The following is a 13,310-nucleotide window of genomic DNA, read 5'->3' as shown; positions in this document are numbered from 1 at the left end:
AGCGCTAACACCGTGCGTTATGTCACATATTTTGGAGCGGCATAGAGTGTTGAGGTTCGCAACAGAGACTGTCAAGACCCGGTGAAACTTTCAGTTCCGAAAGGCCGCCTCCGCCGCGTTCGCCTGCGCGAGCTTCTCCTGCCCGGCCGTCCACCCGGCGAACTCCCGCTCCAGCGTGGTCCCGGCGGTGGTACGCGCGTCGGTGCTGATCGTGACCGCCAGCCCGTCCTCCAGGAGCGGGATCGCGGGGTGCTCCGCCAGGCCGGGGACGGCGCCGGTCAGCACGTTGCTGACCGGGCACATGTCCAGGGAGATCCGGTCGCGGCGCAGCCGTTCGAGCAGCGCGGAGTCGCCGGTGCAGCGGACGCCGTGCCCGATCCGGCGGGCGCCGAGCACGTCGATCGCCTCCCACATGCTCTCCGGGCCCGCCGCCTCGCCGGCGTGCACCGTGCAGGGGAGACCGGCCGCGTGGGCGAGGTCGAACGCCGCCCGGTGCGGCGTGGCCGCGTACCGCAGCTCGTCGCCGGCCAGGTCGAGCCCGGCCACCTTGTCGCGGTGCCGCAGCGCCGTCTCGGCGACGGCCAGGCTCTGCTCCGGCGTCTGGTGCCGCAGGCAGCACAGCAGCAGCCCGGTACGCACTCCCGTCGCCGCCTCGCCCGCCGCCAGGCCCTCGGCGACGGCCTCGACCGCCTCGTCGATGGTCATGCCCTGGCGGCCGTGCTGCTGCGGCGCGAAGCGCGCCTCGCCGTAGACCACGCCGTCCGCGCTCCAGTCCTCCACCAGCTCGCGGGCGGCCCTGCTCAGCGCGTCGGGCGTCTGCAGCACCTGGAGGGGCACCTCGATGTACGTCAGGAACCGGCCCAGGCTGCCGCACCCGGCGGGTGCCGTCACCAACTGCTCGACGGGGGCTTCCAGGGTGATGCCCTGGCGGCGCGCGAGATCGGCGATCGTGCTCGGGCGTACCGATCCGTCGAGGTGGCAGTGCAACTCGTAACGCTGGTTCATCGCGGTCCCTCACAGGTGTCGAAGAGCAGTTGCTTGAAAGCGGTCTCGTCCACCCGCCGCACCAGTGTCAGGTTCGGGGCGGGGGCCGAGCGGCGGCGGTCGATGATGAGCTGGCCGCGGGTCTCGTCGCCGAGCGCGACGTCCACGTACGCCCGCTCCCGCTCGACGGCCAGCTCGGGCCGGAGCGCCACGGCCATGGCGACGGGGTCGGGCAGGTCGTAGCCGGACAGGCCGGTGACGTCACGGGCCCACTCGGCGACTGTGCGGTTGACGCGGTGGGCGAAGGTGGCCATGGGGGTGCCGAGCTGCTCCAGCCGGAGCTGGTCCGCCGGGGTCATCACGGCATCCCGGCGCGAGACGTCCCAGCCGATCCAGGTCACCTGGTCCGGCGTGGCGGCCTGGAGCACCACGCGGGCGGCCTCGGGGTCGGCCCACACGTTGAACTCGGCGGTGGCCGAGACGTTGCCCCACAGGTCCGCGGCGCCGGCCATGCAGTACACGTGCCGGTACCGGGAGAGCAGGTCGCGGTCGCGGAGCAGGGCGGCGGCGAGGTTGGTGAGCGGCCCCAGGGTGACCAGCGTCAGCTCGCCGGGGAGGTGGCGGGGCGCGGTCAGCAGGACGTCCACGGCGTGCTCCCGCTCGGCGGCCCGCAGGGGGTCGGGGAGGCCCAGATCGCCCATCCCGTCCTGGCCGTGCACGTGCTGGGCGGTGGACAGCGGGCGGGTCATGGGGCTCGCGCAGCCCTCGTGGACGGGGATCTCCGGGCGGCCGGCCGTCTCCAGGGAGATGAGCGCGTTGCGGGTGGCGGTCGCCAGGGGTACGTTGCCCGCCACCGTCGTCACCGCACGTACGTCGGCCAGGCCGCTGGCGGCGGCCAGCAGCAGCGCCACGGCGTCATCCGAGCCGGTGTCGGTGTCGACGATCAAGGGCAGCACGGTCACCTCTTGTCTAATCGTTTAGAACTGCCACGTGCATATCTAATCGATTAGATGAGAGAATGTAAACCGCCATGAGGAAACGTCCGAGCACTCTGGCCGACGTGGCCCGCCGAGCGGGGACCTCGACGGCGGTGGTCAGCTATGTGATGAACAACGGGCCCCGGCCCGTGGCCGCCGCCACCCGCGAGCGGGTCCTGGCCGCGGCGGCCGAGCTCGGCTACCGGCCCAACCGCATCGCCCGCGCGCTGCGCTCGCGCACCACGGGCGTGGCCGGGCTGGTGCTGGCCGACGCGTCCAACCCCTACTTCGGGGCCTTGGCCAGGCACGTCGAGCGGGCGCTCGAGGGCCGCGACCTGCTCACGCTGGTCGGCAACGCCGGCTACTCGGCGCAGCGCCAGCGGCATCTCGTCGAACGTTTCCTGGCCGCCCAGGTCGACGGGCTGGTGATCGTCTCGGCCGACTCTGTGGGCGACGTGGCCGAGATGGCCGAGGCGGCCGGCGTACCCGCCGTCTACGTCCACAACGGGCCTCCGGGCGCGCCCGTGGCGGCGGCCGACAACCAAGACGCGGTACGGGAGGCGGTCGCGCACCTGCGCGGGCACGGGCACCGGCACATCGCCTTCCTGGCCGGCCCCGACGACGAGGGGCCCGTGGGCGTGCGGCGGGCGGCCTGGCACGCGGCCGTCGCCGGCGACCCCGGCGCCGCGCTCCTGCGCTGCGACTACTCGCGGGCCGCCGCGGACGCCTTGACCCGCAGCCTCGCCGACGCGGGCACCCTGCCACCTGCCCTGGTCACGGCCACGGACGAGCAGGCCATCGGGGTCCTGTCCGGCGCCTGGGCCCGCGGCGTCGCCGTCCCCGACCGGCTGGCCGTGATCAGCCTCGACGGGACCCCGGAGAGCGCACACACCGCTCCGGCGCTCACGGTGACCGAGCAGCCGCTCCAGGCCATGGCCGAGCAGGCCGTCGCCCTGCTGTTCGACGAGGCGGCCGCCCCGCTCGCCACTCGCGCCGCCCTGATCCCGCGGCGCAGCTGCGGCTGCGGAGGAGGAGATCTGGACCTACTCTCGTAAGAGAAGGGATAGGTCCATGGACATCAACATCCTGCTCGGAGTCATCGCCTTCTTCATCTTCTTGGTGATGGTCACCGGGGTGAGAGTCGTCAACCAGGTCGAACGCGGCATCGTCTTCCGCTTCGGCCGGGCACAACAGCAGATCCGCGACCCGGGCCTGAGGTTCCTGATCCCCGGGGTCGACCGCATGCGGAAGGTCAACGTCCAGATCGTCACGATGCCGATCCCCACGCAGGAGGGCATCACCAGGGACAACATCTCCGTACGGGTCGACGCCGTCGCCTACTTCCGGGTGCAGGACCCGATGCGGGCCGCGATCGAGGTGCAGAACTACCTGTTCGCCGTCGAGCAGGTGGCGCAGACCTCGCTGCGGTCCATCATCGGCAAGAGCGAGCTGGACGACCTGCTGACCAACCGCGAGGAGCTGAACAGGGGCCTCGCGCTCATGATCGACAGTCCGGCGCTCGGCTGGGGCATCCACATCGACCGCGTGGAGATCAAGGACGTGCAGCTGCCCGAGGCCATGAAGCGGTCGATCGCCCGCCAGGCCGAGGCGGAGCGCGAGCGGCGCTCCAGGGTGATCGTCGCCGACGGCGAGTTGCAGGCCGCGAGCAAGCTGGCCGACGCCTCGGGCATCATGGCCCAGACGCCGGGCGCGCTGCAGCTGCGCCTGCTGCAGACCGTGGTGGAGGTCGCCGCGGAGAAGAACTCCACGCTGATCATGCCGCTACCGGTCGAGCTGCTGCGCTTCTTCGAACGGGCGACGCAGAACGCCGCACCGGCCGAGCCCGCTACGGTCGGCTCCGAACGGGTGCGGCCCGAGCGGCCCGCGCTCACGGAGGAGGAGGGCGTTCCCGAGCTGCCGGCGCAGCGGAGCGAGAGCGAGTCGGCCCTTGAGACCGGACAGAAGTCAGGTGATCTCCCGCTGACCCGGTGAGAGCCACTCGGCGATGTCGGCGACCACGGCCGGATCGACGTGCTGGGGCGGCTCGTACTCCGCCGGGGTCGAGGGGCCCGCGCCGGGGAAGAACAGGTGGTTGCCGGCGTCGTGGACGCGGAACGTGACGTCCGGCCGGTGCGCGAGCCCGGCCCGCCACCGCGCCAGGTCGTCGTCGACGGTCACCTGGTAGTCGCGGCCGCCCTGGAGGATGAGCATCGGCTTGTCCAGCGCCGCCGCGGTCGCCACGGGGTCGTAGCCGCGCATGTCCAGCCAGTACGCGCCGGAGAAGCCGAACGGCAGGTCCTCGGCCGGCGTGGCGGGCGACAGATCCGGGCCGGCGACCGTGGCGGCCTGCCGGGTGATCATCTCGACCGCCGCCTGCCAGTCGGGATTCACCGAGGCGAGGTAGCGGACGACGCGTACGGCCGCCTCGTGCATCGGCTGGGCGTCACCGGCCATGATCACCAGACCGGCCACCGACGGCTCGGCGGCGGCGATCCGCGGGGCCGCCTTGCCGCCCATGCTGTGGCCGAGGACGAAGACCCGCCCGGGGTCCACCTCCGGTCGCCGCCGGAGCAGGTGGACGGCGGCGACCGTGTGCGGGACGTACTCGTCGGCCATCGTGAAGTCGCCGGCCAGCCGGTCGGCGTGGACGTGGGTGACTTTGTCGTAGCGCAGCACCGCCACACCCCGGCTCGCCAGGCCCCAGGCCAGATCCTTGAGCGGCTTGTTCGGCCCGCTGGTGGCGTCGCGGTCGAACGGCCCGCCGCCGCTGAGCAGCACCACACCGGGCCACGGGCCTGGACCGCGCGGCAGGCTCAGCGTCCCGGGCACGGCCAGTGGGCCGGAGCCGACGGTGACCTCGTGCTCCTCGAACCGCTCCGGGCGGGCGTAGGCCGGCGGCTCCCACACCGCGGCGTCCAAGGGCGCGAGGCGCAGGCCGTTCAGCAGGCCGGCGTCGTCCACCGACATGACGACCGCGAGCCCTCCGCGCTCGCACGTCACCGGAACGCTCACCCGGACCAGCCCCGCCCGGATCGGCTCGCAGGCCGGCTCCCCGACGGTGGAGACGGGCCCGATCTCGGCGGCCCAGGCGGCCCGCAGCGCCTGGGCGGACACCTGCGCCCGCAGCGGCCCCGCGAACAGGCCCTCGATTTCCGTGAAGCGTCCCTCGCGGGCCATCTCGACGACCGTCGTGGCGGTCGCCGCCGGGTCGGCTGCCATCACGTCTCAACCTTTCTCGATTTATGCGAAAGGTAGCACAGGATGAGATCGTAGGAAAATGCCTACTCTGGACCTGACGGGGAGGACGCCATGGCATCTGCGGAGTTCGCCAGCTATTGGCGTTATCGCGGTCTCGGCGGCCTGGATCTGATGCGGGCGCGTTTCGTTCGGCGCCGGTTCGCCCGGCACAGCCATGAGACGTACGCGATCGGGACGCTGGAGGCGGGCCTGGAGGAGATCCGTTTCGCCGACGGCGTCGAGTACGCGGGCATGGACGACGTCGTGCTGATCGAGCCCGGCATCGTCCACACCGGCGAGCCCCCGACCGCCGACGGGTGGACGTACCGGGTGCTGTATCCGAGCGTCGAGCAGGTGCGGGAGGTCGCGGACGAGTTCGGCCTGCCCGCTGGGATCCCGTCGTTCGACCGGAGGGTGGTGTCCGACGTACGGGTGGCCCGGCGGGTGACGGCGGCCCATCGCGCGGCGGAGTCCGGCCCGTCGCTGGCCGCCGACTCCCAGCTGCACGCACTGCTGACCCTCGTGCTCGGCGCGTACGGCACGCGACTCCCGAGGCGCCCGGCCCGCTCGGCCGGGCGGAGGAGCATGGCCCGGATCCGCGACCTGCTGCACGCGACCATGCCGGACCCGCCCGGCCTGAACGAGCTGGCCGCCGCCGCCGGGGTCACGCCGTTCGCGCTGTTGCGCTCGTTCCGGCGCGCGTACGGTATGCCGCCGCACGCGTACGTGACCCAGTTGCGCGTCGCGAAGGCCCGCGAGCTGCTGCGACAGGGCACGCCGCCGGCCGAGGCCGCGGTGGCGGTGGGGTTCTGCGATCAGTCGCACCTTTCGCGGCACTTCCGGAGCCTCGTCGGCGTCCCGCCCCGCGCCTACCAGCGCGGGGTGCAATAACGTCCAATCCTTGACGTCCGCCACCGGTCTACGGTGCCTCGCGTGACGACCGACGAAAGTGCTCTTCCCCTCGAACTCGACCGATCCGCCGTCGCCCGGCTGGGCCGCCAGGCGGTGGACTTCCTGGCCGACTGGGTCGCCGAGCTGGACTCGGCGCCCGCGAGCGACTACGGGCAGGCGGACCGGCCGGCCACCGCGCTGCTCCGGCCGCCTGCCGACGGCCCCGGCGACTTCGGCGCGCTCCTGGAGACGTTCCGCCAGGCGGCCGGGCAAGGCGTGAACACGGCGGGGCCCGGCTATCTCGCCTACTTCCCGGCGGGCGGGCTGGTCACCGCGGCGCTGGCGGAGCTGCTCGCCCAGACCGCCAACCGCTTCACCGGCGTGGCCCAGATGTCACCCGCCCTGGTCGCCATGGAACACGGGGTGCTGACCTGGTTCTGCGACCGCTTCGGCCTGCCCGCGGGCGCGGGCGGGCTGGTCACGACGGGTGGCTCGCCGGCCACGTTGTCGGCGTTGCTCGCCGCCCGGCACGGCCGCCCCGGCGACGGCACGTTGTACGTGACCGAGCACACGCACTACTGCGTCGCCAAGGCCGCCCGCATCGCGGGCCTGTCTCCGGAGCGGATCCGCGTCGTGCCCGCCACCGCGGACCTGCGCATGGACGTCGCGGCGGCGGCCAGGATGATCGCCGACGACCGCGCGGCGGGACTGCACCCGTTCCTGCTGGTCGCCACCGCCGGAACCACCAGCTCCGGCACCGTCGATCCCTTGCCCGAGCTGGGCGAACTGGCCCGCCGCGAAGGGCTCTGGTTCCACGTGGACGCGGCCTACGGCGGCGGCTTCCAGCTCACCGAACGCGGCCGGACCCGGCTCGCCGGGATCGAGGCCGCCGACTCGATCGTGCTGGACCCGCACAAGAGCCTCTTCCTCCCGTACGGCACCGGCCTGCTGCTGGTACGCGACCCGGCCGTGCTCCACGCCGCCCACGCGGCCGACGGCCGGTACCTTCAGGACCTGCGGGCGCTGGACGGCCTGCCCGACTACGGGCATCTCGGGGTGGAGCTGACCAGGGAGTTCCGCGGCCTGCGGCTGTGGCTGCCGCTGCACCTGCACGGCGTGGGCGCCTTCGAGCGGGAGCTGGACGAGAAGCTCGACCTCGCCGGCCACGTCCACCGCCGGCTGGCCCAGGACCCGCGCTTCGAGGTGCCGTGGCGGCCGGACCTGACGGTCGTGCTCTTCCGGCTGCGCGGCACGGACGAGCGCAACCGGCGGCTCCTGGCGGACGTCAACGACACCCGGCGCGTGTTCCTGAGCAGCACCACCGTCGACGGGCGGTTCTTCCTGCGCCTGTGCGTGCTCAGCTTCCGCACCCACGCCGACCGCGTCGAGGAGGCCCTGGGCATCATCGGCACGGCGGCGTGAGCGACGGGCCTAGTGCTTGATGGGCAGGTCCTTGCGGGCCTGCTCCAGGTCCTTCTTCCAGATCCACAGCCGGTTCGGCGGCGGGACCTGGTGGTAGCCGAACAGGCCGACCTCGGTCAGGGTGCGCAGGTCCACGCACACGCGCTCGTAGGCGTTCGCGACGGCCTCCGCGGGGTTCTTCAGGTCCTTGGTGCCGAGCTTGACGCAGGCCCGGTACTCGTAACCCAGCAGCAGCTCCGGGCCGAACTGCGCCCACGCGCCGCGCTTCTGCTGCCAGGCCACCTCGGCCTCGTCGAGCATCAGGTTCAGGTCGAACGAGGGCGGGATGGAGGGGTAGATGAGGAAGCTGGCGGCCCATCCGAGGGACAGCAGGTCGAGGTTGAAGGTGCGGCGCTGCGGGTCGTCGCGGGGCGGCATCGGGTCCGACGTCCCGCCGGCGAACCAGGGCGCGGTGTAGGCCAGCAGGCGGCCGTGGTTCTCGACGAGCTCGCCGGTGGCGACGACGGCCAGCTTGCGCTGGGTGCCGTCCGGGCGGGTCAGGCGGGTCTTCACCATGGTCTTGTGCGCCTCGGCCGCCAGCTGGCCGGCGGTCATGTGGTGGTCCGCGGCGTTCGGGGTGATGCGCGAGATGAGGTATTCGCGTAGATGCTCGGGGATGGCGTCGTACGTTCCGTCCTGCAGGCGGGCCTTGGTGCGATCGAGCGCGGCCTGGGCTGTGACCGGGGTGCCCCCGAAGTGGGTTTCCGGGGTGTCGATGGACACCATGCGGACCGACATTTCGATCTTCGGGGTGTCACCGTCGACCACATCGGTGAGCTTGTAGTCATTGGCGGGACGGCTGGGCCCGACGAAGCCGAGATTGATCATTTTTCGCTCCAACACCGGGTGAGACCTGGAGCGCCAACATCGCAGCCTATCGGTCTTTCCCGGCGAATGACACGCTGACCTGGGCCGACGTAGATCGAAAACATTGACCAAGATCTACCTGGGCGGCCTTGCGCGTGGGGGTCAGGTGCTCGGGCCCCAGGTGAGGGAGAGGCCGGTGGCGGCCCGTTCTGTGCGGATCTCCATCATGCTGCCCAGGATGGTGGCGTGGTCGGCGACCAGCGCGGTGGCGTCGAGCGCGTACGTGATCCGCTCGCTGAGGAAGACCGGGCTGCCGGGCGGCTCCCCGAGGTGCGCCGCGACGGCCGGGTCGAGCCGGCCGGGCCGGATCTTCTCCGAAGCGCGCGCCACCGCCACGCCGCAGTCGGCGAGGGCGCCGTAGAGGGAGACGGCGGTGAAGTCGCGATCGCGGATCTGCTCGGCCGCCGGCCGCCGGATCCAGGAGACCTGGTGGATCGCGGGGCGGCCGGCGAACTCGCGCACCCGTTCCAGCCGCAGCGCGCTCTCGCCGGGAGCGGTGCGCAGCTGCGTGGCGACCCCGGCCGGGACCCGGCGCAGCGAACGCCCGAGCACGACCGTGCGTACCTCGTGGCCCTGCTTCCTGAGGTCGTCGGCGAGGCTCTGCAGGGAGCCCAGCTGGTAGGCCAGGTGCGGCGGGGACACGAACGTGCCCCGGCCGGCCTGCTGCACGATCAGCCCTTCGTCGCTGAGCTGCCGGAGCGCCTGGCGGAGGGTCATCAGGGTGACCCCGTACGAGGCGCTCAGCTCGCGTTGGGGCGGCAGCGCCGCGCCGGGGGCGTAATGTCCCGACCGGATCTTCGCGGCGAGGTCGGCGGCTATGGCGCGGTACCTCGCCTCGTGTCCGGCGTCGCGGGCCATCGTGTTTCGTCACGCTCCTGGTCAAGGGCCCGCCGCAGGCCCGTCAGGTAGGCGCCGACGTCGTCCGGCGCCGCCCCGTCGAGGATCCGGCGCATGATCGCGGCACCGATGACGACACCGTCGGCGCGCCGGGTGGCTTCCACGGCCTGTTCCGGCGTGGAAATGCCAAATCCTAGCAAGACCGGCCGGTCGCTGCCCTGCTTGATCTGTTCGGTGAGGGCCGCGGCGGGCTCGGCGAGCGCGGCCCGCTCGCCGGTGGTGCCCATCACCGAGACGGCGTAGACGAAGCCCCGGCTGCGGCGCGCGATCTCGTCCAGCCGTCGCCGCGGAGTCGCGGGGGAGGCGAGCAGGACCAGGTCGACGCCGGTGGCGGCGGCCGCGTCCGCCAGCTCGCCGGCCTCGTCCAGCGGCAGGTCGGGCACGATGAGCCCGGCGACCCCCGCCCGGCGCAGCGCCCGGCAGAACTCCGCGGGCCCGTCGCGCAGCACCAGGTTGTAGTAGGTGCTGGCGACCAGCGGCACGTCCAGGCGCAGCTCGGCGACCTCGGCCAGGATGCCGTGGGCCGTCGCGCCCCGGGCCAGCGCCGCGTCCGACGCCTCCTGGATGGTGGCGCCGTCGAGCGTCGGGTCGGAGAACGGCAGGCCGAGCTCGATCGCGTCCGCGCCGGCGGCGGCGAACGCCCGCAGGTAGCCGGTCCAGCCGGGGGCGATGCCGCCGGTCACGTACGGCATGAGCAGCTTGTGACCGCCGTCGCGCCGGGCGCGCAGCGGGCTTTCGAGCAGGCCGGTGCTCATACCAGCTCCTTCAGGGTCGAGATGTCCTTGTCGCCCCTGCCGGACAGGGTGAGCAGGACCGTCGCACCCGGCGGCAGCTCGCCCGTACGCGCCGCGCGGATCACCCACGCGACCGCGTGCGCCGACTCCAGCGCGGGCACGATGCCCTCGGTACGGGCCAGCCGCACCGCCGCGTCCACCACCTCCTCGTCGGAGACCGTGACATAGCGCGCCCGGCCGAGGTCGCGCAGGTGGGCGTGCTCCGGCCCGACCCCCGGGTAGTCGAGGCCGGCGGCGATGGAGTGCGCCTCGGTGATCTGCCCGTGGTCGTCCTGGAGGAACAGCGAGCGGAAGCCGTGCAGCACGCCGAGGCTGCCCCTGGCCGCCCCGGCACCGCCCTCCGCCTCCACCCCGACCAGCCGGGCGGCGGTGTCGACGAACCCGGCGAACGTGCCCGCCGCGTTGGAGCCGCCTCCCACGCAGGCCACGACGTAGTCGGGCACGGCGGCCGGGAGCGCCCCGGCGCACTGCCCGCGCGCCTCGTCGCCGATGACCCGCTGGAACTCGCGCACCATCCACGGGTACGGGTTGGGCCCGATGACCGAGCCGACGCAGTAGTACGCCTCCTCTGTCGCCGCCACCCAGTGGCGCATGGCCTCGCTGGTGGCGTCCTTGAGGGTACGGCTGCCGGTGCCGACCGGTACGACCTCGGTGCCCAGCATGCGCATCCGGAACACGTTCAGCTCCTGCCGCTCGACGTCCCGTTCCCCCATGAACACGGTCGCCGGCAGCCCCAGCACCGCGGCGGCGGTCGCGACGGCCACGCCGTGCTGCCCCGCGCCGGTCTCGGCGATCAGCCGCTTACGGCCCATCCGGAGCGCGAGCAGGGCCTGGCCCAGCACGTTATTGATCTTGTGGGAGCCGGTGTGGGCGAGATCCTCCCGCTTGAGCAGCAGGGTCACGCCCAGCTCCGCCGACAGCCGCCGCGCCGGGGTCAGCGGCGTGGGCCGCCCCACGTGCAGGGCCAGCGACTCCGCGAGGCTCTCGCGGAACGCCGGGTCGGTCCGGGCCTCCCGGAAGGCCGCCTCCACCTCCCGGCAGGCCGCGACCAGCGACTCCGGCACGTAGAGCCCGCCGTACTCCCCGAACCTGCCCCGCTCTCCGGGATCCTCCATCACACCTGGCCGCGTCGCCAGGACTCCTGTCGTCATGTGCCTCACCCATCTATAACTCTGCCGACTGTTCTATAACTGTGGCACAGATGCCGTGGAAGCGCTACGCCGCCCGGTCCCCGACGTGAGCGTGGCTCGCGGGCGGGCGGGGATATTTCCGGTGCTCTCCCGTCAACCGGACGTGAGCCTCAGGGAGTGTCAGGAGGTGGCACGACCGACGAGAGGAGCGCGGGTGGATGCGGAATTCGTGAGTTTCGTGCGGCACCGGGGAGACCATCACCTGAAAACGGCGGTCCTGCTCACCGGCGACTGGCACACGGCTGAGGATCTGGTCCAGTCCTGCCTGGGCAAGCTGTATCGCGTGTGGCATCGGCTGGACACCAGCAGCGACCCCGACGCCTACCTGCGCCGGATCCTGGTCAACACGTACCGGTCCTGGTGGCGTGCCCGGTGGCGGCGCGAGATCCCGCGCGCCGAGTTGCCCGAGTTGCCCGGTCCCGGTGACGTGGGGGACACCCGGGCCGTGGCCGAGGACGTACGGCAGGCGCTGGCGCGACTGCCTGCCAGGCAGCGGACGGCCCTGGTGCTGCGGTTCTTCGCCGACCTGCCGGAAGCCGAGGTCGCCGATCTGATGGGCTGCGCACCGGGGACGGTCAAGACCCACACGCATCGCGGCCTGCAGGCGATGCGGCGGCTGATCTCTCCCGACACGCTGGTCAACCGAACCGAGGACGAAGGGAGTGGGATCCGGTGAGACACCGACACGAGGAGCCGTCCATGAACGAGCACGAACTCCGCACGCTGCTCAGCAAAGCGACCGAGGACCGGCCGGCGGGCATCGACCTCATGCCGGCGATGCCGAGGCGCCGGCTGGCCAGGGTCCTGGTCCCGATCGCAGCGCTGGCCGTCGCCGCCGCGGTGGCCGCGGTCGCGGTGGTGCTGCCCGCGACCCAGTCGTCGGCGCAGGCCCAGGTGATCGCCGCGGTCGAGAACACCAGCCAGGAGAGCTACCGCATCCATGTCACGTCCGATACCAAGGTGTTCGACGGCGCCATCGACCCCGTCCGGCGGATGGGCGTCATCACGAGGCAGGACGGGGCCGAAACCCGGTTCGTCGGAGACCTGATGTACATCCGGGAGAGCGGCGCCGCGACGTGGCTGGTCTCGCCGCGCCCCGACACCGAGCTGGCGGGCGCGCCGCCGGTCATCGCCCTGGTCAAGCTCGCTCCCATCGACCCTCATTCGGCGCTGGAGCGGCTCCGTACGGCCACTGACGTCCGCGAGGCCGGCACAGCCTCCGGGCAGGGCTGGGCCGGGCAGCGGTTCGCGTTCTCGCTGGAGGCCGGGGGCGGTGCCGACGTGAAGGCGGGCACGGCGGAGGCGGCCACGGGCACCGTGGACGTGGACGACCAGGGCCGGATCCGGCACCTGGAAGTCGCCTTCGGCGATTCCGGCAACCGGAACGTCATGGACTTCAGCGACTTCGGCACCCCCGTCTCGGTCACCGCTCCGCCCACCGACCAGGTACGGCGGCAGCCCGCCGGCCAACCTGGCAAGCCGACCGACAGGGCGCGGCAGGAATCCGGTGACAAGCTCGGCGAGCCCACCGCCAAGACATCCTGACCGGCCACGCGCTCGGCCCGGTCACGTCGATGTCACACTCATCGGCATGGAGAGCTCTCAGGAAGCGAACACCGCCTTCCAGGGAGCTCTCTTGACCACCGCCTATGTCGTCACCGCCCTCCTGACCATCGCCGCCAACACGTTCTCGGGCTTCGCCGCCATCACCCGGCTCGAACCGATCATGCGGACGCTGGGCCCCGCCCTGAAGACGGCGGGAGTGCCCGAGTCCTGGCTGGTCTTCCCGATCGGCGCCCTCAAGGTCGCGGGCGCGCTCGGGCTGGCGCTCGGGCTCCTCGGCGTGCCGCTGATCGGCACGGCCGCCGCGGCCGGGCTCATCCTCTACTTCGTCTGCGCCCTCTACACCCACCTGCGCGTCAGCGACTTCTCGCCGATGTTCTTCCTGGCGATCGGGTTTCTCGGGCTGGCGGCGGCCACGCTGGCGCTGGACCTCCTGCGGTGAAGCGGCG

14 protein-coding genes are annotated in these 13,310 nt (G+C 72.4%); 7 read left to right on the top strand and 7 right to left on the bottom strand.

Translation table 11 applies throughout. The features are described from left to right. Positions 1-90: 90 nt before the first annotated feature. Entirely contained in the window at positions 91-1,005 is a 915-nt protein-coding gene (add, locus tag ABZX61_RS24285) for an adenosine deaminase (protein WP_355197780.1), read from the bottom strand. Further along, on the bottom strand, positions 1,002-1,940 hold the full coding sequence (locus ABZX61_RS24280; protein ID WP_355197779.1) for a nucleoside hydrolase: 939 nt from the start codon (positions 1,938-1,940) through the stop codon (positions 1,002-1,004). Before ABZX61_RS24280 ends, add begins: the two co-directional genes overlap by 4 nt. A 74-nt stretch (positions 1,941-2,014) precedes the next feature. Here ABZX61_RS24280 and ABZX61_RS24275 point away from each other — a divergent pair, with 74 nt between their 5' ends. Both ABZX61_RS24275 and ABZX61_RS24270 read left to right on the top strand, forming a co-directional pair. Beyond that, entirely contained in the window at positions 2,015-3,016 is a 1,002-nt protein-coding gene (locus ABZX61_RS24275) for a LacI family DNA-binding transcriptional regulator (protein WP_350726147.1), read from the top strand. A 16-nt stretch (positions 3,017-3,032) separates the two neighbouring features. Then, entirely contained in the window at positions 3,033-3,953 is a 921-nt protein-coding gene (locus ABZX61_RS24270) for a slipin family protein (RefSeq protein WP_355197777.1), read from the top strand. Here ABZX61_RS24270 and ABZX61_RS24265 read toward each other — a convergent pair. Further along, positions 3,927-5,180, bottom strand: coding sequence for an alpha/beta hydrolase (locus ABZX61_RS24265; protein WP_355197851.1), 1,254 nt, complete (start codon positions 5,178-5,180; stop codon positions 3,927-3,929). The genes ABZX61_RS24270 and ABZX61_RS24265 overlap by 27 nt on opposite strands. Before the next feature lie 90 nt (positions 5,181-5,270). On the opposite strand from ABZX61_RS24265, the gene ABZX61_RS24260 reads away from it, so the two are divergent. Together ABZX61_RS24260 and ABZX61_RS24255 are read left to right on the top strand one after the other, a co-directional pair. Further along, a complete protein-coding gene (locus tag ABZX61_RS24260) occupies positions 5,271-6,089 on the top strand; it encodes an AraC family transcriptional regulator (RefSeq protein ID WP_355197775.1) in 819 nt (272 codons plus the stop codon). Between the two features lie 42 nt (positions 6,090-6,131). Beyond that, complete coding sequence (locus tag ABZX61_RS24255) at positions 6,132-7,511, top strand: aminotransferase class V-fold PLP-dependent enzyme (protein WP_355197773.1); 1,380 nt, start codon at positions 6,132-6,134, stop codon at positions 7,509-7,511. Between the two features lie 9 nt (positions 7,512-7,520). On the opposite strand, the gene ABZX61_RS24250 is transcribed toward ABZX61_RS24255, so the two are convergent. The 4 genes from ABZX61_RS24250 to trpB form a co-directional block, all read right to left on the bottom strand. Beyond that, entirely contained in the window at positions 7,521-8,378 is an 858-nt protein-coding gene (locus ABZX61_RS24250) for a hypothetical protein (RefSeq protein ID WP_355197771.1), read from the bottom strand. A gap of 141 nt (positions 8,379-8,519) precedes the next feature. Then, a complete protein-coding gene (locus ABZX61_RS24245; RefSeq protein ID WP_355197769.1) occupies positions 8,520-9,275 on the bottom strand; it encodes a GntR family transcriptional regulator in 756 nt (251 codons plus the stop codon). After that, positions 9,233-10,069 carry a tryptophan synthase subunit alpha gene (gene trpA / locus ABZX61_RS24240; RefSeq protein WP_355197767.1) on the bottom strand — a complete coding sequence of 279 codons (837 nt, stop codon included), beginning with the start codon at positions 10,067-10,069 and terminating at the stop codon, positions 9,233-9,235. Before trpA ends, ABZX61_RS24245 begins: the two co-directional genes overlap by 43 nt. Further along, complete coding sequence (gene trpB, locus ABZX61_RS24235; RefSeq protein WP_355197765.1) at positions 10,066-11,259, bottom strand: tryptophan synthase subunit beta; 1,194 nt, start codon at positions 11,257-11,259, stop codon at positions 10,066-10,068. The genes trpA and trpB overlap by 4 nt, the downstream gene beginning before the upstream one ends. A gap of 193 nt (positions 11,260-11,452) precedes the next feature. Here trpB and ABZX61_RS24230 point away from each other — a divergent pair, with 193 nt between their 5' ends. The 3 genes from ABZX61_RS24230 to ABZX61_RS24220 all read left to right on the top strand — a co-directional run bounded on the left by ABZX61_RS24230 (position 11,453) and on the right by ABZX61_RS24220 (position 13,303). Next, entirely contained in the window at positions 11,453-11,974 is a 522-nt protein-coding gene (locus ABZX61_RS24230) for a SigE family RNA polymerase sigma factor (protein ID WP_355197763.1), read from the top strand. Between the two features lie 23 nt (positions 11,975-11,997). Further along, a complete protein-coding gene (locus ABZX61_RS24225) occupies positions 11,998-12,843 on the top strand; it encodes a hypothetical protein (RefSeq protein ID WP_355197761.1) in 846 nt (281 codons plus the stop codon). 91 nt (positions 12,844-12,934) lie between these two features. Continuing rightward, the gene (locus ABZX61_RS24220; protein WP_355197759.1) at positions 12,935-13,303 is read left to right on the top strand and encodes a DoxX family protein; all 369 of its coding nucleotides are present in this window, start codon (positions 12,935-12,937) and stop codon (positions 13,301-13,303) included. Positions 13,304-13,310: the final 7 nt, after the last annotated feature.

This window comes from Nonomuraea sp. NPDC003709 (genome assembly GCF_040610775.1).
GTDB classification, from domain to species: domain Bacteria; phylum Actinomycetota; class Actinomycetes; order Streptosporangiales; family Streptosporangiaceae; genus Nonomuraea; species Nonomuraea angiospora_A.
This window is presented reverse-complemented; position numbering and strand designations above follow the sequence as displayed.

Excerpts from the sequence above, each read along its gene's own strand:
- add (WP_355197780.1), bottom strand. The coding sequence starts at position 1,005 with ATGAACCAGCGTTACGAGTTGCACTGCCACCTCGACGGATCGGTACGC.
- ABZX61_RS24275 (WP_350726147.1), top strand. The coding sequence starts at position 2,015 with ATGAGGAAACGTCCGAGCACTCTGGCCGACGTGGCCCGCCGAGCGGGG.
- ABZX61_RS24270 (WP_355197777.1), top strand. The coding sequence starts at position 3,033 with ATGGACATCAACATCCTGCTCGGAGTCATCGCCTTCTTCATCTTCTTG.
- ABZX61_RS24265 (WP_355197851.1), bottom strand. The coding sequence starts at position 5,180 with ATGGCAGCCGACCCGGCGGCGACCGCCACGACGGTCGTCGAGATGGCC.
- ABZX61_RS24260 (WP_355197775.1), top strand. The coding sequence starts at position 5,271 with ATGGCATCTGCGGAGTTCGCCAGCTATTGGCGTTATCGCGGTCTCGGC.
- ABZX61_RS24250 (WP_355197771.1), bottom strand. The coding sequence starts at position 8,378 with ATGATCAATCTCGGCTTCGTCGGGCCCAGCCGTCCCGCCAATGACTAC.
- ABZX61_RS24245 (WP_355197769.1), bottom strand. The coding sequence starts at position 9,275 with ATGGCCCGCGACGCCGGACACGAGGCGAGGTACCGCGCCATAGCCGCC.
- trpA (WP_355197767.1), bottom strand. The coding sequence starts at position 10,069 with ATGAGCACCGGCCTGCTCGAAAGCCCGCTGCGCGCCCGGCGCGACGGC.
- trpB (WP_355197765.1), bottom strand. The coding sequence starts at position 11,259 with ATGACGACAGGAGTCCTGGCGACGCGGCCAGGTGTGATGGAGGATCCC.
- ABZX61_RS24225 (WP_355197761.1), top strand. The coding sequence starts at position 11,998 with ATGAACGAGCACGAACTCCGCACGCTGCTCAGCAAAGCGACCGAGGAC.